The following is a 19,480-nucleotide window of genomic DNA, read 5'->3' on the forward strand; positions in this document are numbered from 1 at the left end:
TCAAGATGAGATTTCCCAGTATGTAAGACCCCTTGAAGACGACGAGGTAGATAGGTTGGGGGTGGAAGTGCAGTAATGCATGGAGCTGACCAATACTAATCGGTCGAGGGCTTATCCTAAAGATAAGACGCAATGAGTTTCGGATCCAGTTTTCAGGGTGAAATACCTTGGAATTATGCTTGATATTCAAAATTACTCTATTGTTAATCTGAATATCTTGTAGAATACTACTAAGCGAGTCCGTTTATTTGGAGAGATACCCAAGTGGCTATAAGGGGACCCTCTGCTAAGGGGTTAGACTGCGAAAGTGGTGCGAGGGTTCGAATCCCTCTCTCTCCGCCATTTAGGACAAGCTAGTAAATTATGTTATGGCGGTGTAGCTCAGCTGGCTAGAGCGTACGGTTCATACCCGTGAGGTCGGGGGTTCGATCCCCTCCGCCGCTACCATACATACCCAGGAGGCTTAGCTCAGCTGGGAGAGCATCTGCCTTACAAGCAGAGGGTCGGGGGTTCGATCCCCTCAGCCTCCACCATTGTGCCGGTGTAGCTCAACTGGTAGAGCAACTGACTTGTAATCAGTAGGTTGGGGGTTCAAGTCCTCTCGCCGGCACCATTTTTTGAAAAATATAGGGAACTGTGGTGTAGAGGCCTAACATGCCTGCCTGTCACGCAGGAGATCGCGGGTTCGAATCCCGTCAGTTCCGCCATTTTTCAGCTTAATATTTTGCCGTAGAAAGTGGGAAGGGGTATCCCTCCGCACTTTATTTTTTTGCCAATGGATATGGCTCGGTAGCTCAGTCGGTAGAGCAGAGGACTGAAAATCCTCGTGTCGGCGGTTCGATTCCGTCCCGAGCCACTTTTATATGGAGGATTAGCGAAGTGGCCAAACGCATCAGACTGTAAATCTGCTCCCTTACGGGTTCGGTGGTTCGAATCCATCATCCTCCACCAGTTTTACGAGCCATTAGCTCAGTTGGTAGAGCACCTGACTTTTAATCAGGGTGTCGAAGGTTCGAGTCCTTCATGGCTCATCAGAAGTCATCAACTATAAGTTGATGACTTTTTTTTGTATTATTATAAGCTATGTTTTTATATAACTTTTTGTTTTAAGGTATCGACGGGTTATAATGAGTTCATTATGTTCGCTTAGTGTTAATCTATATTCTAAAAAAAGTGAAGTGGTGATCGCGTGACTTTGGATACAGAATGGATTCAGCAACAGCTTCAGAATATAATTCAAGCGCCTTTTACCATAGTGCCTTGGTGCCCAGAAATGATGGCAGAAGGAGAAACAGCCGATTCAGTCATACCGGATAGATCGTTTGTTAGTGAGAATAAATTATATTTTCCGTTTCGTGCGTCGGCAGGTGAACTTGCTGCTTTTGCGGTAGAAGCCAGATACTTGTCGGATCGAGAACGGAAGTTGATAGAAGCGTTACTGGGGAACATGGAACAAGTCTGGCAGAATGGTCCACGCTTGTCGGTCAACCCAGCCTATAGCGAGGAAGAGCGGATGAATCGTTTTGGACAATGGCTCATACAGCAGGCTGCCAACCTAAACAGTGAAGAAGAGGTTCCTGCTGAATTGGAGCTTTGTGATTCGCTATCAGCGTGTATGGTGCCGTTTTTGCTAAATGGTGAGGGAACACAGGATGGAGCTATTACCTATACGCAGCTTCATCGATTGTTAGCGAGCTATTTTGGAGGGGAAGTGCTGCTTACTCCATTAGACGAACAATCTTGGCTGATTCTCGCTAAAAAGGAGCTTTTATTAGGAGCCGATGATGAACGGGATAAAGATAATGAGACCAGAGAGGCAGATTTTGCGGAACCGCTGGAGGACGTACTTACGGCTTTTAGCTTGGGATTATATGAGCTTATCGCGAATGAATGGGTCGGTGTATTCCATTTGGCAATTTCTAAGCCTTCGGTCCCTTTGCAAAGCTTTCCCCATGAGCTGAATTTATTATGGGAGACGATCCATCTTGGCAAGCTTTTTCATGTAACAGAGCATATCCACCTTTCATGGGAGCTTCATTTGGAGAGACTGTTAAATCGCATTCCCAAGGAACAACGTGTACTATTTTTGGAGCAGGTAATGAAGTCATCTGTCATACTGGAAGACTCAGAAACGATGGCTACATTGGATATCTTTTTTCAACTGGATTGTAATGTGAGTGAGACAGCCAAGCGTCTGTATGTTCACCGTAATACGTTGATATACCGTTTGGACAAGATTAAACAGGAGACCGGATTGGACGTGCGAACGTTTAATGATGCAGTTTTGGTCAAACTATATCTGCTATTGTACAAAGTGACAAAAAGGAAATAGCATTTTTGTGCAGTTTGCGAATAGCCAGGCTTTGGGTACTAGGGTAAGATACAAGTAGAAAATGTATTCGATTTCAAAACTTGACCTTGGGGAGGCAAAAGCTATGGCTGGCGTACGTTTAGAGCATATTTTCAAGAAATATCCGGGTGCAGAAAAAGCTACGGTTGTTGATGTCAATTTGGACATTCAAGATAAAGAATTTCTCGTATTGGTTGGTCCTTCTGGTTGTGGGAAATCTACTACACTCCGTATGATTGCTGGTCTGGAGGAAATCTCAGACGGTAAATTGTACATTGGTGATCGTGTTGTGAACGACGTGGCTCCAAAAGACCGCGATATCGCGATGGTATTCCAATCCTATGCCTTGTATCCGCATATGAATGTATACCAAAACATGGCTTTTGGTCTGAAGCTCCGCAAGGTTAAAAAGGAAGAAATTGATAAACGTGTACGTGAAGCGGCTAAAATCCTTGATATTGAGCATCTGCTGGATCGCAAGCCGAAAGCGTTATCAGGTGGTCAGCGTCAGCGTGTTGCCTTGGGACGTGCGATTGTACGTGACCCACAAGTCTTCTTGATGGATGAGCCACTGTCCAACTTGGATGCTAAACTGCGTGGTCAGATGCGTGCGGAGATCACGAAGTTGGCTAAGCGTCTGGAAACGACCGTTATCTATGTAACACATGACCAGGTTGAAGCCATGACGATGGGTGATCGGATTGTAGTTATGAAGGATGGTATCATTCAACAAGCTGCATCCCCTGATGAACTGTACAACCGTCCAGTGAATCTGTTCGTAGCTGGTTTTATCGGCTCTCCTACAATGAACTTTATCTCGGGTAAGCTGGTTGAAAAAGAAGGTGCATTGCATTTCACAGCACCAGGTCTGGATCTGTTTGTACCTGAAGGTAAGGGACAGATTTTGAAAGCGAAAGGCTACATTGGCAAAGAAGTGATCCTGGGCATCCGTCCTGAGGATATTCATGAAGAGCCTGTATTCTTGGAGGCTTCTCCGAACACGATCTTTACATCCACTGTGGATGTAACGGAAAACCTCGGTCATGAAATGCTGTTGTACCTGAGCGGTGCCGGAAATGATACGATTATTGCTCGTGTAGACGGACGTTCCAATACTCGTGATGGTGTCAAAGCGAAATTGGCTGTTGATATGAACAAAGTTCATATTTTTGATAAGGAATCGGAATTGAGCATTCTGGTTGGCGAATAAGATCAGCCTCTGGAAGAGAGTCGCAGTTTTCCCAAGCGGAGAACTGCGACTCTTTTGTATATCGTATCCGCTACTAGCTTTGGCATTGCATTCATTGGAAAATTCCGATACGATGGGTGTACAATGGTGCAGGTCTAGGCTCAGATAAGGTTCGTTGGCAGATCTTCTAGATCGGGGACTCCAACTGTCGGGATAGAGATAGCCTGGAATCCTATTGATAAATCAAGTGAAGTTTGGACTCATTCAGTATAGACTGCGTGGGGTTGTATGGTTAATAGAATAATGCTACATAAATCAAATGGCGTATAGAATCCGGTTTTTGCAGATGAGGAGAGAATACAATGGCTAAACAGGTAAAGGTATCCGAGCTTGTACAGCAGTTCCAAATGGAGGTTATTTCCGGTGAAAAGGGTCTGCGCAGACTGATCACCGTGGACGATTTGAATCGCCCAGGCCTGGAGATGGCCGGGTATTTTGAATATCATACACAGGAGCGGGTACAGCTTTTGGGAAGGTCTGAGCTGGCTTTTTTGGGTATGCTGCCTCCTGAGGAGCGACGGGATCGGATGGAGCGTTTGTGTACAGAGCTGACTCCATGTATTATCATCACACGTGGCCTGGAGGTACCGGCCGAGTTAGTGGAGGCAAGCACAGAGCGAGATATTCCTGTACTGCGAACCAATATGGCGACGACGATTTTATCGAGCCGTATCACAGGTTTTCTGGAAAGAAAGCTGGCACCTACGGCAACTATTCATGGCGTGTTGTGTGACGTGTATGGCGTGGGAATGCTGATCACAGGCAGTAGTGGAATTGGTAAGAGTGAAACAGCACTGGAACTTGTTAAACGTGGGCATCGCTTGGTAGCAGATGATGCCGTAGAAATCCGGCAAACGTCCGACTTTCAGTTGCATGGAACAGCGCCTGAACTCATTCGTCACCTGCTTGAAATTCGTGGTGTAGGTATTATTAATGTGATGACACTGTTTGGTGCTGGTGCAGTTCGTAATAATAAGCGGATTACATTGGTTGTCCGTCTGGAGGCATGGCAACAGGACAAGCAGTATGACCGTCTTGGTCTCGATGAAGAAACTACACGCATTATTGATACAGATGTTCCACTCGTTACGATTCCAGTTCGCCCGGGCCGAAATCTGGCTGTTATTATCGAGGTGGCGGCCATGAACTATCGCTTGAAACAAATGGGCGTTAATGCAGCCCTGCAATTTACAAACAAGCTGACCGCTACGATTTCCGAAGATATGGAAGAGATGGATTAAGGTCGTTCGGTTGCAAGGAAGAACAAGGAGTGAGAGAAAACATATGTCAACGGCAACATTACTGCTGAATCCGATTGCTTTTTCAATCGGGGCAATCAAGGTCCATTGGTATGGGCTTATTTTGGGGCTGGCGGCGCTTGTGGGTTTATATCTCGCCATCCGTGAGGGAAAAAGATTCGGTATTCCGCAGGAATTCTTTATGGATATGCTGCTTCTGGGTGTTCCATCAGCCATTATTGGAGCGCGTATTTATTATGTAGCCTTCAAATGGGAAGACTACCGGGATAATCTGTGGGATATCTTTAAAATTTGGAATGGCGGTATCGCGATATATGGTGCCTTGATTGGTGCCATTATATGTGCAGTTATTTATTTCCGCTATAAAGGGTATAATTTCTGGCGTATTGCTGATATTTGTGCGCCAGGTCTATTAATCGGCCAAGCGATTGGACGCTGGGGTAATTTTGTCAATCAAGAGGCTTACGGTGGACCAACGGAAGAGACTTTTTTGCGCAGTCAGCTGCATCTACCGGATTTCATTGTGAATCAGATGAATGTTAATGGGGTGTTTCACCATCCTACGTTCCTGTACGAATCGCTGTGGAGTATCGTTGGCGTGATTTTGCTGCTTGTGATTCGCCGGATGAAATTTGTACGTGCGGGTGAAATGTTTGCATTTTACTTCATTTGGTACTCTATTGGTCGCTTTTTCATCGAGCGGGTGCGGACGGACAGCTTGGCCTTTCAGGGGCCGGACTGGCTGGCTTCCTTTGTGAATGCTCTGTGGTCCCCTATGGTATGGCTAGGGTTTGAACCGGGGTACTTGGACCCGAATTACGGTAACGTACGGATCTCACAGTTGCTTGCTATTTTCATCATTGTAGCTGCCGTGATTTTCATCTTGGTTCGTCGTCGAAAGGGCTCGGTCGTTGCAAGATATAGCGACCCGATTGTCTCCAGCAAGACGGGGATTGATCAGGTACCTGATGTGACGCCAGAACAGGTGTCCCGTCCTGGGCAGGATGCGGTTTCTCCAACAGCCACGGCGGATAAGCTATCTAAGGAAGACACGGATGAGGACAAGAAGGAGCATCTATGATAAATACAATTTTGTTTGATTTAGACGGTACCATTATGGATACGAATGAGTTGATTATCAGCACATTTTTACACATTTTGAACCATCCAGATGCTGATCCGCTAACGCGGGAGCATATTATTCCTCATATGGGGGGAACGCTGGACGATCAACTCCGTACTTTTACGGGATTAACGGATGTGTCAGGGCTAATTAAAGACTACCGTGCTTATAATCAAATTCATCATGATCAAATGGTGAAGCCATTTCCATATGTTATTGAGGTTATTCAGGAGCTGCGTGCACGAGGAATTAAGTTGGGGGTTGTGACAACTAAAATACGACCATCCACGATACGTGTACTTAATCTGTTTAATCTGACTTCCTCTATGGATTATATTGTGACGGTAGACGATGTGGAGCATCCGAAGCCTCACGCGGAGCCAGTGCTCAAGGCTTTAGCAGGTTTGAATGCTAAAGCGGAACATACGTTGATGGTTGGAGACAGTTCCTTTGATATTTTGTCAGCTCAGGCGGCAGGTGTAAAATCTGCGGGAGTGGCCTGGTCGCTCAAGGGTGAGGAGACTCTGCGCGAATATGGACCAGACTACATGCTATATGATATGAGGGATTTGCTGAAGTTGGAGCTTCAAGGTGTCAATGTATCGTGAGAAAGGTGAACCGCTATCCTGTAGAAGGTCCCAATGCGTTGTGGCAAATTTATCGGACGGTGAGCCCTTGGAAAGGCATTAAGAACTTCATTTTTATACAGATTGCTCGGTATTGTCCTGTGCTTTCACTGAAAAATGTTATTTACCGCAGAATACTGGGGATGAAGGTTGGGCAACATGCCGCCTTCGGTCTGATGGTGATGGTGGATGTTTTTTTTCCGGAGCATATTACAATCGGGAACAATTCGGTCATAGGATATAACACGACCATACTGGCTCATGAATACCTTATACAGGAGTATCGCATTGGTAAAGTAGTGATCGGGGATCGTGTGCTGATCGGCGCAAACACAACCATTTTGCCGGGTGTTACCATCGGTGACAGAGCTGTGATAGCGGCCGGAGCGGTTGTGCATAAAGATGTGCCAGCAGGTGCATTTGTAGGCGGTAATCCATTGCGTGATTTAAGACGCTCTGGTGTGAATGAGAAGTAATAGCATGATAAGAAAGGCCCCTTATATATTAAGGGGTCTTTCTTGTGCTGTTTTTCTGTATAATAAGTGGGGTGATGCATGTTGGTTATGTTTAAAAGTTGATAATAAATATTTTTGCAAAGCGATATGGGAGCGTGTTGATTTGGTCAAAAAAGAACGTATACCAGAGCTTGATATTTACCGGGGATTATTAATTGCGGCCGTCATTACCATTCATGCAACTTCAATGGCTTTGATTGATGCGCGTCATTCTCTATTGTTTTATCCTTTCTTATTTTTAAATATGTTTAGCAGCTTTGCAGTGCCTGTATTTATTTTTGTGAGCGGCTTTGTTCTATTTTACAATTATGTCGATCGGCCACTTCGTGGAAAGAGTATGCTTTTGTTTTTTCGAAAAAGACTGATGTTTATTGTGTTACCATACCTTATATTTTCTCTTATGTACTATTTGACCTTGGTGACACGTGGGTTGATGCCACTTAGTGATCTTCCGCTCGTGCTGCTAACGGGAAAAGCGTATACGCATTTGTATTATGTCATTATCATCATCCAATTTTATTTGGTCTTTCCGCTGTTGTTGTGGGGAGTGCAGCGTTTACGTCATTGGTTATCGAGTCCGCGGAGAGCAGCATTTGTCATTTTGACAGTAGGGTTAGTCATTCAATGGGGGTTTGTACTACTGAACAAATACGTTTGGCAAGAGGAGAGAGGAAGCCTTGCGATTACGTATATCAGTTACTTTGCCTTGGGTGCCGCTGTAGCGATTGGATATGAAGGGTTTAAAAAGTGGTTTTTTCCAGTCCCAGGCACGGTAATAGGTCGCGGTCGATTGATCAGCTGGTGGGCCCTGTGGGCGACTTGGTTATTACTGGGGGTCGTTTATGTACAAGTGTGGTTTGTAGCCTACCGCAAAGCCATTTATGCAGACTCGCTGGTCTATGAACTGCTACATAATGCATATGCTCTCGTATCTGCATTGGTGCTGTTTCAGTTATCGGTTTTTTTATATCGTCATACTAGTGATAGACTGCGAATGTTCATCAGTTGGCTGGGAGCATGTTCTTTCGGTATTTATTTACTTCATCCGGCGTTATTACGAGTGTATCGCAAACTGGATTTACATGGTACACCCATAGAATATGTCTTCTCTGTTGCTGGCGGATGGGTGTTGGCGCTGTTTGGAACATGGCTGATTGTGACGTTGTTTTTTCGATATGTACCATTTTCATGGATCGGTTTGGGTACCGTTCCGAAGTTTCCATCCCAGAGTAAAGATGAACAGGCAAACTACTAAATACTTTGACTTGGACTGTTGGCTTAAGGCTGACAGTCTTTTTTTAGGATTCATGTATTTTGCATTGGATAAAATATAGAGAGGGGCAGCGACTTGTCCGGGCTATAAAAATGGGCTGCTACGTTTGGTTGACGTTCATAAGTAGGGCATGATAATATATCGAATATACTTTAGTTTGTTAGCACTTTACCATGATAAAGAAATTGTGAAATCATGAGGTGATAGAGATGTCTAAGCCAAAAGGATTCGAGATTCCTGTAGGGGTTCGAGATTATCTTCCACGTGCAGTGTCGAAGCTGCGGGCCATTGAACTGAATGTACTCGCATGTATGGAGCGTTGGGGTTACCGTCAGATTATGACGCCTACGATGGAATACTATGATACGGTGGGAGTGGCTAGTTCTACTTCTGATCGGAAGCTGTTTAAATTGCTCAACAACCGGGGGACTACGTTGGTACTTCGTTCTGATATGACTGCTCCGATTGCACGGGTGGTATCTTCGTTACTAAAGGAAGAGGAAGTACCGCTTCGCCTTTCCTATCACGCCAATGTTTTTCGAGCGATTGAGGAAGAGGCGGGAAGAGAGGCAGAGTTTTTTCAAACAGGCGTGGAGCTGGTAGGCGATGACTCACCTGAGGCTGATGCAGAAGTTGTAGCTTTGTCCATTGCCTCATTGCAGGCAGCGGGTGTTACGTCCTTTAAAATTGCCATGGGGCATGTGGGATTCCTGAACGGGTTGTTTGAAGAGATTATTCCAGGTCGCCAGGCTGAACAGCAAGCGTTAAAAGAACTGTTGCTCAGTCGTGATGTAGTGGGCTACCGAACGGCGATTGAAGCTTTAGATTTGGCTCCTGAGCATCGGGATAAGCTGGAGGCCATTCTTCGGTTGCGTGGCGGGAAGGAAATTTGCGAGCAGGCTACCCGCCTTAGTGTGGAGCAGCAGACGCTCCAATCCATTGCACATTTGTGCGAGGTGTGGGAAGTGCTGGAGGCATACGGCGTATCTGAACATGTGCTAATTGATCTTACTATGATCGGGGATTTTTCATATTATACAGGAATGACTTTTGAGGGCTATGCAGCGGAAATCGGGTTCCCGGTATGCAATGGGGGTCGTTATGACAATCTGCTCCAGCAGTTTGGGAGATCTGTACCAGCGACGGGATTCGCATTGAAGACGAACCGAATCGTCGATGGTGTGGATGGTATTGCAATTGAGACGAAGCGTCCGGTACTTATACGTTATGACGAGCAGGAACGTCAAGAGGCACTATCAGCCGCAGCACAGCTGCGTGCAGAGGGTTTTACAGTGGTGACAGGACTCACGGGAGGGCCGGAAGATCGACGTCGTGAGCAGCAGGATCTGTACGCAGAGGTATACAGCTATACAGCCGAAGGAAGACAGCCCGTACAAAGGAGGGAATTGCCATGACGGAAACATTAAAGGTAGCCATGCCGAAGGGACGGATTTATAAGCAGGCCTCCGAGTTGTTTCGCCAGGCAGGGGTTCCAATTCCACTGGATGTGGACGAAACCCGCAAGCTGGTCATTCCACTGCCTGAGCTGGGGATGGAATTTATTATGGCGAAGCCCGTCGATGTTCCTACGTATGTGGAGTACGGTGCAGCTGACATCGGCATTGTCGGTAAGGATGTTTTGCTGGAAGAAAACAAGGATGTATATGAGCTGCTGGATCTGGGGATTGCTCGTTGCCGGATGTCGGTGATTGCTTTACCCGATTGGCAACCAGGTATTCGTCAGCGGGTCGCTACCAAATATCCAAATGTGGCTTCCCAGTATTTTCGGGAGCAAGGTAAACAGGTGGAGGTCATTAAGCTGAATGGCTCCATCGAGCTGGCGCCGTTAATTGGTCTGGCAGATCGCATTGTAGATATGGTGGAGACGGGGCAGACCTTGCGGGAGAACGGATTGGTTGAGCAGATCAGCATACTGGATATTACCAGTCGTTTGATTGCCAACCGGGTCAGTTACCGGATGAAAAATGGTCCGATTCAGGCATTGTGTGATCGATTGCATCAGGTGATCCCAACTGAAGTAGTACCGAAGGATTAAAGGAACGAAGCAAGGTTCAGGAGCATTCTGCAAGCAAGCAGCGGGTAAGGGGGAATGAATAAATGAAGATCGTAGCAGCCCGTGATTTCAGCCTCCAACGAGAGGTGGATTACGGAACACCTGAGCAAAACGAGGCTGTGCGTACAATTATTCAATCGGTACGTCAAGAGGGGGATGAGGCTGTTCTGCGGTATACGGAAGCGTTTGATGGTGTATCGCTGACGGTGGAGCAACTTCGTGTGACAGATGAAGAGTTGAAGTTGGCCTATGATAAGGTAGAGCCTTCATTTATAGAGGCAATTCGAGAAGCGGCGGATCATATTCGCGCCTTTCACATCAAGCAAAAACGCAACTCATGGATGGATTTACAGCCGGACGGGAGCTTGCTCGGTCAAATCATCCGACCGTTGAAGCGTGTAGGCGTGTATGTTCCAGGTGGTAAAGCCGCATATCCATCCTCGGTATTAATGAATGTCATTCCCGCTCAGGTGGCTGGAGTACCGGAGATCGTCATGGTGACACCCCCGGCGACAGGCGGTAAGGCGGGGATCGATCCCTATACACTGGTAGCTGCGGCAGAGGCTGGTGTAACGGAAATATACAGGGTTGGCGGAGCGCAGGCGATTGCCTCTCTTGCCTACGGGACACATAGCATTGAACCGGTCGATAAAATTTGCGGTCCTGGCAACATTTATGTGGCGCTGGCGAAGCGAGAGGTATACGGTGCAGTGGATATCGACAGTATTGCGGGACCGAGCGAAATTGTCGTGTTGGCTGACAACACAGCGAATCCCTCTTATGTAGCGGCTGATCTACTTTCACAGGCTGAACATGACGAAATGGCCTCAGCCATTCTTGTTACGCCTTCGCAACGCTTGGCCGAAGAAGTATCAGCCGAGGTACAGCGCCAGTTGGCGGAGTTGCCGCGCAGAGATATTGCTGCTGCGTCGGTAGAGGCATACGGAGCCATCATTGTCGTTGACAATTTGGAAGAGGGCATCCGTATTGTCAATCGGCTTGCCCCAGAGCATTTGGAAATCATGACAGAGCAGCCGATGGAGCATATGGGGATGATTGAAAATGCGGGAGCTATTTTTCTGGGAGCGTACAGCTCGGAGCCGGTAGGCGATTATTTTGCCGGACCTAACCACATCATTCCGACGAATGGAACGGCGCGTTTTTCCTCGCCAGTGGACATTGATGACTTTATCAAGAAGTCGAGTATGATCTATTACAGCAAGGAAGCACTACTGCGCAATGGAGAGACCATTATGCAGCTTGCCCGGCATGAAGGGCTGGAAGGTCACGCACGGGCGATACAAGTTCGATTGGACAATGAGAAGAAGGCGGTGGATGGCGATGGGGAACGAAAATAACAATGCAGGGCGTACAGGCAGTGTCAGTCGGAAAACGAACGAAACAGACATTCAGCTGTCATTTGCAGTAGACGGGACAGGTCAAGCTGAGATTGAAACGGATGTTCCTTTTTTAAATCACATGCTGGATTTGTTCACCAAGCACGGCCAATTTGATCTGAAAGTACAGGCCAGAGGGGATGTGGATATCGACGACCACCATACCGTCGAGGACATTGGGATCTGTCTGGGGCAAACCTTGCTGGAAGCATTGGGTGATAAAAAAGGCATCAAGCGCTATGCCAGCGTCTTTGTACCGATGGATGAGGCGCTCGCGCAGGTGGTTATTGATCTGAGTAATCGACCTCATTTTGAGTATCGTGCAGAGTACCCATCTCAGCAGGTAGGCAGCTTCTCGACAGAGCTGGTGCATGAATTTCTATGGAAATTTGCATTGGAGGCTCGCATGACGCTGCACGTCATTGTTCACTACGGGCAAAATACCCACCATATGGTTGAGGCGGTGTTCAAAGCGCTGGGGCGTGCTTTGGATGAGGCGACCTCCATTGATCCGCGAGTGACAGGAGTGCCTTCAACGAAGGGAGTGCTGTAGTCCATGTCCATTGCCATTGTGGATTACGGCAGAGGGAATCTGCATAGTGTGAGCAGGGCGGTTGAGCGCCTTGGCTATGAGGCTGTAGTGACAGGAGATGCCCAAGTGATCCGTACCTCTAGCGGTGTAATTTTGCCGGGGGTAGGGGCCTTCGGGGACGCGATGGACCATCTGCGTTCCAGCGGATTGGATCGGGTAATTCAGGAAGTTGCAAGTGCTGGACAACCGCTGCTTGGTGTTTGTTTGGGAATGCAACTATTGTTCACTCGCGGTGAAGAATACGGCATTCACGAAGGACTTAATATTTTACCAGGCGAGGTCATTCGGTTTGCTCCTGATCTGGGCGTTAAAGTGCCGCATATGGGCTGGAATCGTCTGCATATGACTCAGACGGAGCACCCGTTATTGCAGGGTTTGGAGGAAGGGCATGTGTATTTTGTGCATTCCTATCATGCGAGGCCGGAGGTCGAAAGTGACCTGCTGGCAGTAACCGACTATGGCGGACCTGTAACAGCTATCGTTGGCAGAGGTCATGTATACGGCATGCAGTTCCATCCGGAGAAAAGCGGAGAAATGGGGATGCGCCTGCTTCGTCAGTTTTTGGAACTAGCGGAAGCGAAAAAGCGAGCGTAACGATTCGTGAGTCTGCATTTGGTGGTACGCCAACTTTGGTCGCTGATTGATGTAAAGGCATATAGATGTTGAATAGCTCACAAGGGGGTCTTAACTTTGTTCACGATATACCCGGCGATTGATATTCGCGATGGCAAATGTGTACGACTGGTACAAGGTGATTATAACCAGGAGACGATATACAACGAAAATCCGGTGGAAGTAGCACGAGAATGGGAGTGCTTGGGTGGCTCCTACATTCATTTGGTTGATTTGGACGGTGCCAAAGCAGGTCAACCAGTGAACGATGCGCTCATTGGGCGGATCGCTTCTGCGGTGCAAGTACCTGTACAAGTGGGCGGAGGCTTACGTACGCGCAAGCATGTGGAACGGCTGTTGTCGCTGGGCGTGAGCCGGGTGATTTTGGGCACGGCAGCTATTGAGGATCGTGCTTTTACGGAAGCGGTATTGGGTACCTACGGTGATCGGATCGCCATCGGTCTGGATGCGCGGAATGGCTATGTGGCTACGCGTGGGTGGCTTGAAACCTCGGAGGTCCGAGCAGATGAATTAGCTGTTGAGCTGGCCTCCAAGGGAGCCGAGACATTTATTTTCACAGACATTTCCCGCGACGGAATGATGCAGGGTCCAAATGTGGAGGCAATCGCAGCGCTTGCCAAAAGCAGCGGACGAACCGTGATTGCATCCGGCGGTGTCAGCAAGATGGATGATCTAATTACACTGAGTACTTATGCGAAAGAAGGCGTAGGCGGAGCTATTGTGGGTAAAGCATTGTATACAGGGAGCATTGATTTACAGGTTGCCGTACAAGCTGTAGCAAAGGCATAGGGGGAGTAGGCATGCTGGCGAAACGTATTATTCCCTGTCTGGATGTAAAGGATGGCAGGGTGGTTAAGGGCGTTAATTTTGTGAACTTACGCGACGCAGGTGATCCGGTGGAACTGGCTGCGCTTTATGACCGGGAAGGGGCGGATGAGATCGTATTTCTGGATATTTCTGCTTCGGTTGAAGGCCGGGCCACGATGGAGGAAGTAGTTCGCCAGACAGCCGGGGAAATTGCCATTCCTTTCACCGTAGGTGGCGGGATATCTCATGTCGATGATATGAAACGTATTTTGCGGGCCGGTGCTGATAAAATCGGCGTAAATACGGCGGCTATCCGCAACCCTCAGCTGATTGCGGAAGGTGCGCGCAGCTTTGGTTCACAATGTATCGTTGTTGCCATCGATGCCAAGTACAATGAGGCGTGGGGCGAATGGGAAGTATACACGCACGGAGGCCGCACGCCATCGGGCATTCGCGCCTTGGCCTGGGCCAAGGAAGCAGAGCAGCTGGGGGCTGGTGAGATTCTGCTGACCAGCATGAATGCAGACGGAACCAAGGATGGTTTTGACCTGCCGCTGACTTCCGCAGTTTCGGATACCGTAGGGATTCCAGTTATTGCTTCCGGCGGAGCAGGCAAACAGAAGCATTTCTATGACGTGTTTACGTCAGGTAAGGCGGATGCTGGATTAGCAGCAACAATTTTTCACTATAAAGAAATCGGAATCCCTGAGCTGAAACGGGATTTGAAGCGCAGAGGAGTGGAGATACGATGAGCAATGAATTGAACCAACAGCTATCTCTGGAGCAGATACTGGATAATGTCCGCTGGAACGAGGCGGGGCTTGTCTCGGCGATTGTGCAGGATGATGCTACGCTTCAAGTGTTGACGCTGGCCTATATGAACCGCGAGTCGCTGAAACTTTCTTTGGAGTCAGGAGAGACCTGGTTCTGGTCTCGTTCCAGACAGGAGCTGTGGCACAAGGGGGCAACTTCAGGGAATACGCAAAAGATCTCTTCCATCCAGCTGGATTGTGACGGCGACGCTCTATTGGTGCGTGTCATTCCGAGCGGTCCGGCCTGTCATACAGGCGCAACGAGTTGCTTTTCTCGTGATATTTCCGTGCCAGGAACAGCTGTAGCACCTGTGGCAGGAAATGCAGGCGCTCAAGCTTTGGAAGCTCGTACTAATGCTATTTCCAATGCTTCAGAAGGCCGCTTTGAGGTGCTCGTCCAATTGGAGGCAATTATTAAGGAGCGCGAGGAGACACGTCCTGAAGGAGCCTATACGACCTATCTTTTTGATAAAGGCGTAGACAAAATCCTGAAGAAGGTTGGCGAAGAAGCCTCCGAGACGATTATTGCAGCCAAAAATAAAGATAATGAGGAGTTGCGCCTGGAGGTCAGCGACCTGATTTATCACCTGCTGGTGCTGTTGCAGGAGCGCAAGCTACCACTCGATGACGTGCTGGCTGAGCTGAATCGCCGTCATGAACGCCCTCGTCGTGATTAGGACGGGTATTGTAGGGTTTGAAAAGGGGAGGGCTACATGAAAATTGACTATCATACGCATCATTCCCGCTGCGGGCATGCGATAGGAAGTCTGGAGGAGTACGTACAGCAGGGAATTCGACTGGGGCTGGATCAGCTCGGTTTGTCCGATCATATGCCGCTGCTGCATGTAGAACCGGCCAACTATTATCCAGAAATGGCGATGCCTATGGATGAGCTGCCCCGATACGTGGAAGAATGCTTGGAGCTGAAGGAGCGCTATAAAGGGCAAATTGATATTCGTGTTGGCTTGGAAGGCGACTATATCGAGGGCTGGGAACGCGAAATTGAAGATATCATCCATGCATACCCATGGGATTATGTGATTGGCTCCGTCCACTTTCTCGGTGAGTGGGATGTCACCGACTTCCGTCAGGTACACCATTGGGAAGGCAAAAATGTGCTGGAGGTATACCGCACATATTATGATGCGGTTTCCAAGGCGGCCGCTACGGGTTTATATGACATCATGGGTCATTTGGATGTCATTAAACGTTTCGGCTATCATCCGAAGCCGGAGGAAAAGGAGGAGCTGCGTGAATTGGAGCGCTCAGCACTCTCAGCGGTGGCCCGCAGCGGTCGGGCCATGGAACTGAATGCATCGGGGCTTTCCAAACCCTGTGCCGAAATGTTTCCGAGCCGACGCATGCTGGAAGAAGCCTTCAAGCTAGGCATTCCGTTGACCATCGGCTCAGATGCTCATGATCCGGCAAAGCTGGCTGAGCACTTGGAGAAGGCGCGTGCGCTTTTATATGAAGTTGGCTATCGCGAGCTAGCCGTATTTCAGCACCGTGAACGTTCACGGGTCCCGTTGACGCTATAATACTTATTTATTGGGTCTTAATGTTATATCTAGTGAATAGCCGAACGCGCCTTTCATACAGGGGAAATGCGCTCGGCTATTTTGCGTATTTTTGCATATGTATCTATCGGGGTACGAGTACGGAACCGTTTTTTGGAATGAGGTAGGATCGACTGTCAAGTCGTTTTGAAGTTGTGGTATACTGAAGGGTATGAACATGCCAGTTACTTTTAAAGGAGGTGCCTTGGTTATTTATGAAAGGGAAACATCTGCGAGTTTCGGAACCTAGCCCTAAGATTATTGCTTTGCGTTTCGACGCATCTTTCTTTTTTGAGAAAGCTGTGCGCTCGCTTGATCGCAATCATTATGACAAGGCATTAAAATATTTTCGCAAAGCCGTTGAATATGAACCGGATAATCCGGTGAATCATTGCAATATGGCGGGTATATTATCAGAGATGGGGGATTATGCAGGTTCGAATGAGATCCTGTCCTCTGTTCTGAGCGACGTAGACTCGTCGATGACAGAATGTTATTTCTATATGGCGAATAATTACGCTAATATGGAGCAGTTTGAAGAAGCGGAAAAAGCCTTGGTTACGTACCTGGAGGAGGACGAAGAAGGCCAGTTTCTTGATGAAGCCGAGGAAATGATGGAGCTGCTCTATTATGAGCTGGACCGTCCAACGAAGCTGAACCGCATTAAGGCCCGGCAGGGAGTGGTCGAGCATGATCAGGCCCGTGTTCTGCTGGAAGAAGGAAAGTTTGCTCAGGCAGCCCAACTGCTCAAGCAAATTTCAGAGGAGCAACCAGATATGTTCGCTGCGCGGAATAATCTGGCGCTAGCGTATTACTACATGGGATTGTTCCAAAATGCTAAGGCTACCATTATTCAAGTGTTGGAGGATGAGCCAGGTAATTTACACGCATTGTGCAACTTGGCGATTTTTTATCAGCACGAAGGTGGCGGTCCGGAATTGGATCGCCTGGTTCAAACCTTGGCGGTCACTATACCGTTTCAGGAGGAGCAGGTGTTCAAGCTGGCGACCACTATGGGGATTCTCGGACGCCATGAGGAGGCCTACAGACATTTCCGCAGGTTGCTTCATGGCAATGGCGAGAACAATGCGGACGCTTCTTTGTACCATTACACAGCGGTGGCTGCCAGCAATACAGGAAGATATGCGGAAGCCCGGCGGTTATGGAGTCACTTGCAAAAGCAGGATGCTTCCTCGGAGGTTCCAAGATTTTTCCTATCCAGATTGGAAGAGCTTCAGCAGGAAGGTACACCACTACAAGTGCTCAGCTATCACTATCATCTCCCGTTTGAGGAGCAATTCCGCATGTGGGAGAAGTTTGGTGCTGAGCAGGTGCCTGACAGTATGAAGAAAGACCCGCTAATCCGGTCATCTTTCTTCTGGGCCTTGCGCCACGGAGACCGGGCGACTCAGCTGCAGGTCATTCAGGCGTTAAGCCTAATCGGGGATGACGAGGTGCGTCAAGCACTGAAGTCCTTCGTAGAAGATCCGGATCAGGAGGGTGAACTCAAACGTCGTGCTTTGCAAGTATTGCAAGAGCTGGCAGAGCAGGATGTGCAGCATACACACGCGGAAACAGAACATCCTGAGCGGTTGGAGGCTGAAAAAGATCCACATACAACCGAAGGTGATATCTCTGCTTCGCCAGTTGATCCACAATGGCAGGCTGTGCTGGACAAGGTGCTGACCGTCATGAGCAAATCATCCGATCCGGCCATGCAGCATGATTTGAAATCACTTTGGCAGGAGTATCTGGATCGGCTTGCTCCAGAGGTCCCGATGGTTCAGCATACTGAGGGATGGGCAGCTGCGCTGGAATATTTGACAGCCAAAATGCATCATCATTCAGTCACCTATCAGGAAGTAGCTGACCGCTATGGTATTTCCGTATCGACCGTAAGCCGCTACGCACGTCAAATTGACAGCGTGTGTGGTATCAAACAGAAGCTGAAGCAGCCGCTCTCCACGTTTAAAAAGCAGGTCTGAGACCTGCTCCAAACATCACTTAAAGGAGGCAACAAACGTATGTATAAATCCATAATTATTGGTACAGGTCCTGCAGGCTACACAGCCGCTATTTATTTGGCACGCGCCAACATGAATCCGCTGATCATTGAAGGAATGCAGCCCGGTGGGCAGCTTACCACAACGACTGAAATTGAAAATTTCCCGGGTTTTGAGCAAGGTATCCTCGGACCTGAGCTGATGGATAACATGCGCAAGCAGGCCGAACGTTTTGGCGCTGAGTTTACTTCCGGTTGGGTAGAGGAAGTCGATTTCAGCAAGCGCCCTTTTAAAGTGAAGGTAGAGGGTAAAGGCATCATTGAGGCGGAGTCGGTTATTATTGCTACAGGTGCGTCCGCCAAATACCTCGGCATTCCGGGTGAGCAGGACAATGTAGGTCGCGGAGTTAGCACATGCGCAACTTGCGACGGCTTCTTTTTCCGTGGGAAAAAGATTATCGTGGTCGGCGGTGGCGATTCGGCCATGGAGGAAGCGAGCTTCTTGACCCGTTTTGCTTCCAGCGTAACCTTGGTCCATCGTCGCGACGAATTGCGGGCATCTAAAATTATGCAAGACCGCGCACGCGAAAATGAAAAAGTACATTGGGCATTAAACCGGACTCCTCTGGAAGTTGTGACGGGAGAGACCGGCTTAAAGGGCTTGAAAGTACACAATAATGAGACCAATCAGGATGAGCTGATAGAGGCAGATGGCGTGTTTGTGGCGATTGGGCATACACCGAACACAGGCTTCCTAAACGGACAAATCCATACCGATGAGCACGGCTACATTGAGGTGAAGCCAGGCACGACAGAAACGAATATCCCGGGTGTTTTTGCCTGTGGCGACGTGCAGGATAACCGTTATCGTCAGGCTATTACGGCTGCGGGAACGGGCTGTATGGCGGCTATGGATTGCGAGAAGTATCTTGAAGGCAGCGCTGTCCACGACTGGAGCGAAACACTGGATCAATAAAGAGTGTCTATAATATACAAAGTGGCTAATATGAGGGGCTAAGAGCCCTCTGTTAAGCCACATTGTTTGTTCAGGAAGAGAAAGCCTGCTGCATTTGCACAGGCTTTCTCCTTTTTATGATTATAGAATTTATAAATTTTCAGCGGAGCTGAACAATTCTATAATCGCAAGAAAAATTTCCGTTAAGTGTGGTCTGGCTTCCTTGAAAGTATGTCAACAGACGTTTTTCTTATGGA

Annotated in this window: 18 protein-coding genes, 8 tRNA genes and 1 rRNA gene; all 27 read left to right on the forward strand. The window is 48.2% G+C overall.

Going from position 1 to position 19,480, the window contains the following annotated elements; translation table 11 throughout:
* Window positions 1–119 (forward strand): 23S ribosomal RNA (locus ACN6NF_RS00685); the annotation flags it as partial.
* A gap of 131 nt (window positions 120–250) precedes the next feature.
* A tRNA-Ser gene (locus ACN6NF_RS00690) sits at window positions 251–342 on the forward strand.
* Window positions 343–370: 28 nt separating this feature from the next.
* Window positions 371–447: transfer RNA gene (locus ACN6NF_RS00695), tRNA-Met, on the forward strand.
* Window positions 448–457: 10 nt separating this feature from the next.
* Window positions 458–533, forward strand: a tRNA-Val gene (locus tag ACN6NF_RS00700).
* A 4-nt stretch (window positions 534–537) separates the two neighbouring features.
* Window positions 538–613 (forward strand) — tRNA-Thr (locus tag ACN6NF_RS00705).
* 17 nt (window positions 614–630) lie between these two features.
* Window positions 631–707: transfer RNA gene (locus ACN6NF_RS00710), tRNA-Asp, on the forward strand.
* A gap of 76 nt (window positions 708–783) precedes the next feature.
* Window positions 784–856: transfer RNA gene (locus tag ACN6NF_RS00715), tRNA-Phe, on the forward strand.
* A 9-nt stretch (window positions 857–865) separates the two neighbouring features.
* Window positions 866–951 (forward strand) — tRNA-Tyr (locus ACN6NF_RS00720).
* Between the two features lie 7 nt (window positions 952–958).
* Window positions 959–1,031, forward strand: a tRNA-Lys gene (locus tag ACN6NF_RS00725).
* A gap of 158 nt (window positions 1,032–1,189) precedes the next feature.
* Entirely contained in the window at window positions 1,190–2,332 is a 1,143-nt protein-coding gene (locus ACN6NF_RS00730) for a PucR family transcriptional regulator (protein ID WP_474314271.1), read from the forward strand.
* Between the two features lie 103 nt (window positions 2,333–2,435).
* Window positions 2,436–3,560, forward strand: coding sequence for an ABC transporter ATP-binding protein (locus ACN6NF_RS00735; protein WP_019685783.1), 1,125 nt, complete (start codon window positions 2,436–2,438; stop codon window positions 3,558–3,560).
* Window positions 3,561–3,901: 341 nt separating this feature from the next.
* A complete protein-coding gene (gene hprK / locus ACN6NF_RS00740; protein ID WP_016820103.1) occupies window positions 3,902–4,840 on the forward strand; it encodes an HPr(Ser) kinase/phosphatase in 939 nt (312 codons plus the stop codon).
* Between the two features lie 43 nt (window positions 4,841–4,883).
* Window positions 4,884–5,939, forward strand: coding sequence for a prolipoprotein diacylglyceryl transferase (gene lgt, locus ACN6NF_RS00745; RefSeq protein WP_474314274.1), 1,056 nt, complete (start codon window positions 4,884–4,886; stop codon window positions 5,937–5,939).
* Entirely contained in the window at window positions 5,936–6,589 is a 654-nt protein-coding gene (gene ppaX / locus ACN6NF_RS00750; protein ID WP_474314277.1) for a pyrophosphatase PpaX, read from the forward strand. The genes lgt and ppaX overlap by 4 nt, the downstream gene beginning before the upstream one ends.
* Window positions 6,586–7,083, forward strand: coding sequence for an acyltransferase (locus tag ACN6NF_RS00755; protein WP_474314279.1), 498 nt, complete (start codon window positions 6,586–6,588; stop codon window positions 7,081–7,083). The genes ppaX and ACN6NF_RS00755 overlap by 4 nt, the downstream gene beginning before the upstream one ends.
* A 142-nt stretch (window positions 7,084–7,225) precedes the next feature.
* Complete coding sequence (locus tag ACN6NF_RS00760) at window positions 7,226–8,377, forward strand: acyltransferase (protein ID WP_474314280.1); 1,152 nt, start codon at window positions 7,226–7,228, stop codon at window positions 8,375–8,377.
* Between the two features lie 227 nt (window positions 8,378–8,604).
* Window positions 8,605–9,810, forward strand: coding sequence for an ATP phosphoribosyltransferase regulatory subunit (locus tag ACN6NF_RS00765; protein ID WP_474314282.1), 1,206 nt, complete (start codon window positions 8,605–8,607; stop codon window positions 9,808–9,810).
* The gene (gene hisG / locus ACN6NF_RS00770) at window positions 9,807–10,451 is read left to right on the forward strand and encodes an ATP phosphoribosyltransferase (RefSeq protein ID WP_474314284.1); all 645 of its coding nucleotides are present in this window, start codon (window positions 9,807–9,809) and stop codon (window positions 10,449–10,451) included. Before ACN6NF_RS00765 ends, hisG begins: the two co-directional genes overlap by 4 nt.
* Window positions 10,452–10,513: 62 nt before the next feature.
* Window positions 10,514–11,827, forward strand: coding sequence for a histidinol dehydrogenase (hisD, locus tag ACN6NF_RS00775; RefSeq protein ID WP_474314285.1), 1,314 nt, complete (start codon window positions 10,514–10,516; stop codon window positions 11,825–11,827).
* Complete coding sequence (hisB, locus tag ACN6NF_RS00780; RefSeq protein ID WP_474314288.1) at window positions 11,811–12,419, forward strand: imidazoleglycerol-phosphate dehydratase HisB; 609 nt, start codon at window positions 11,811–11,813, stop codon at window positions 12,417–12,419. The genes hisD and hisB overlap by 17 nt, the downstream gene beginning before the upstream one ends.
* 3 nt (window positions 12,420–12,422) lie before the next feature.
* Complete coding sequence (hisH, locus tag ACN6NF_RS00785) at window positions 12,423–13,052, forward strand: imidazole glycerol phosphate synthase subunit HisH (RefSeq protein ID WP_474314289.1); 630 nt, start codon at window positions 12,423–12,425, stop codon at window positions 13,050–13,052.
* Window positions 13,053–13,148: 96 nt separating this feature from the next.
* Window positions 13,149–13,880, forward strand: a complete 732-nt coding sequence (hisA, locus tag ACN6NF_RS00790; protein WP_474314290.1) for a 1-(5-phosphoribosyl)-5-[(5-phosphoribosylamino)methylideneamino]imidazole-4-carboxamide isomerase — start codon at window positions 13,149–13,151, stop codon at window positions 13,878–13,880.
* Window positions 13,881–13,891: 11 nt separating this feature from the next.
* On the forward strand, window positions 13,892–14,650 hold the full coding sequence (gene hisF, locus ACN6NF_RS00795; RefSeq protein ID WP_474314291.1) for an imidazole glycerol phosphate synthase subunit HisF: 759 nt from the start codon (window positions 13,892–13,894) through the stop codon (window positions 14,648–14,650).
* Window positions 14,647–15,387: a bifunctional phosphoribosyl-AMP cyclohydrolase/phosphoribosyl-ATP diphosphatase HisIE gene (gene hisIE / locus ACN6NF_RS00800; protein WP_474314293.1), complete on the forward strand. Its 741-nt coding sequence runs from the start codon at window positions 14,647–14,649 to the stop codon at window positions 15,385–15,387. The genes hisF and hisIE overlap by 4 nt, the downstream gene beginning before the upstream one ends.
* Before the next feature lie 36 nt (window positions 15,388–15,423).
* The gene (gene hisJ / locus ACN6NF_RS00805; RefSeq protein ID WP_474314295.1) at window positions 15,424–16,248 is read left to right on the forward strand and encodes a histidinol-phosphatase HisJ; all 825 of its coding nucleotides are present in this window, start codon (window positions 15,424–15,426) and stop codon (window positions 16,246–16,248) included.
* Between the two features lie 233 nt (window positions 16,249–16,481).
* A complete protein-coding gene (locus tag ACN6NF_RS00810; RefSeq protein WP_474314296.1) occupies window positions 16,482–18,251 on the forward strand; it encodes a tetratricopeptide repeat protein in 1,770 nt (589 codons plus the stop codon).
* 39 nt (window positions 18,252–18,290) lie between these two features.
* Entirely contained in the window at window positions 18,291–19,244 is a 954-nt protein-coding gene (trxB, locus tag ACN6NF_RS00815; RefSeq protein ID WP_013368806.1) for a thioredoxin-disulfide reductase, read from the forward strand.
* The last annotated feature ends 236 nt before the right edge of the window (window positions 19,245–19,480 follow it).

The organism is Paenibacillus sp. TSM33, from assembly GCF_056099025.1.

Bases quoted from the DNA above. Each gene is read 5' to 3' on its own strand.
- hprK (WP_016820103.1), top strand. From the start codon at position 3,902: ATGGCTAAACAGGTAAAGGTATCCGAGCTTGTACAGCAGTTCCAAATG.
- ACN6NF_RS00810 (WP_474314296.1), top strand. From the start codon at position 16,482: ATGAAAGGGAAACATCTGCGAGTTTCGGAACCTAGCCCTAAGATTATT.
- trxB (WP_013368806.1), top strand. From the start codon at position 18,291: ATGTATAAATCCATAATTATTGGTACAGGTCCTGCAGGCTACACAGCC.
- ACN6NF_RS00765 (WP_474314282.1), top strand. From the start codon at position 8,605: ATGTCTAAGCCAAAAGGATTCGAGATTCCTGTAGGGGTTCGAGATTAT.
- hisF (WP_474314291.1), top strand. From the start codon at position 13,892: ATGCTGGCGAAACGTATTATTCCCTGTCTGGATGTAAAGGATGGCAGG.
- ppaX (WP_474314277.1), top strand. From the start codon at position 5,936: ATGATAAATACAATTTTGTTTGATTTAGACGGTACCATTATGGATACG.
- hisD (WP_474314285.1), top strand. From the start codon at position 10,514: ATGAAGATCGTAGCAGCCCGTGATTTCAGCCTCCAACGAGAGGTGGAT.
- hisH (WP_474314289.1), top strand. From the start codon at position 12,423: ATGTCCATTGCCATTGTGGATTACGGCAGAGGGAATCTGCATAGTGTG.
- hisG (WP_474314284.1), top strand. From the start codon at position 9,807: ATGACGGAAACATTAAAGGTAGCCATGCCGAAGGGACGGATTTATAAG.
- hisB (WP_474314288.1), top strand. From the start codon at position 11,811: ATGGGGAACGAAAATAACAATGCAGGGCGTACAGGCAGTGTCAGTCGG.
- ACN6NF_RS00735 (WP_019685783.1), top strand. From the start codon at position 2,436: ATGGCTGGCGTACGTTTAGAGCATATTTTCAAGAAATATCCGGGTGCA.
- hisJ (WP_474314295.1), top strand. From the start codon at position 15,424: ATGAAAATTGACTATCATACGCATCATTCCCGCTGCGGGCATGCGATA.
- lgt (WP_474314274.1), top strand. From the start codon at position 4,884: ATGTCAACGGCAACATTACTGCTGAATCCGATTGCTTTTTCAATCGGG.
- hisIE (WP_474314293.1), top strand. From the start codon at position 14,647: ATGAGCAATGAATTGAACCAACAGCTATCTCTGGAGCAGATACTGGAT.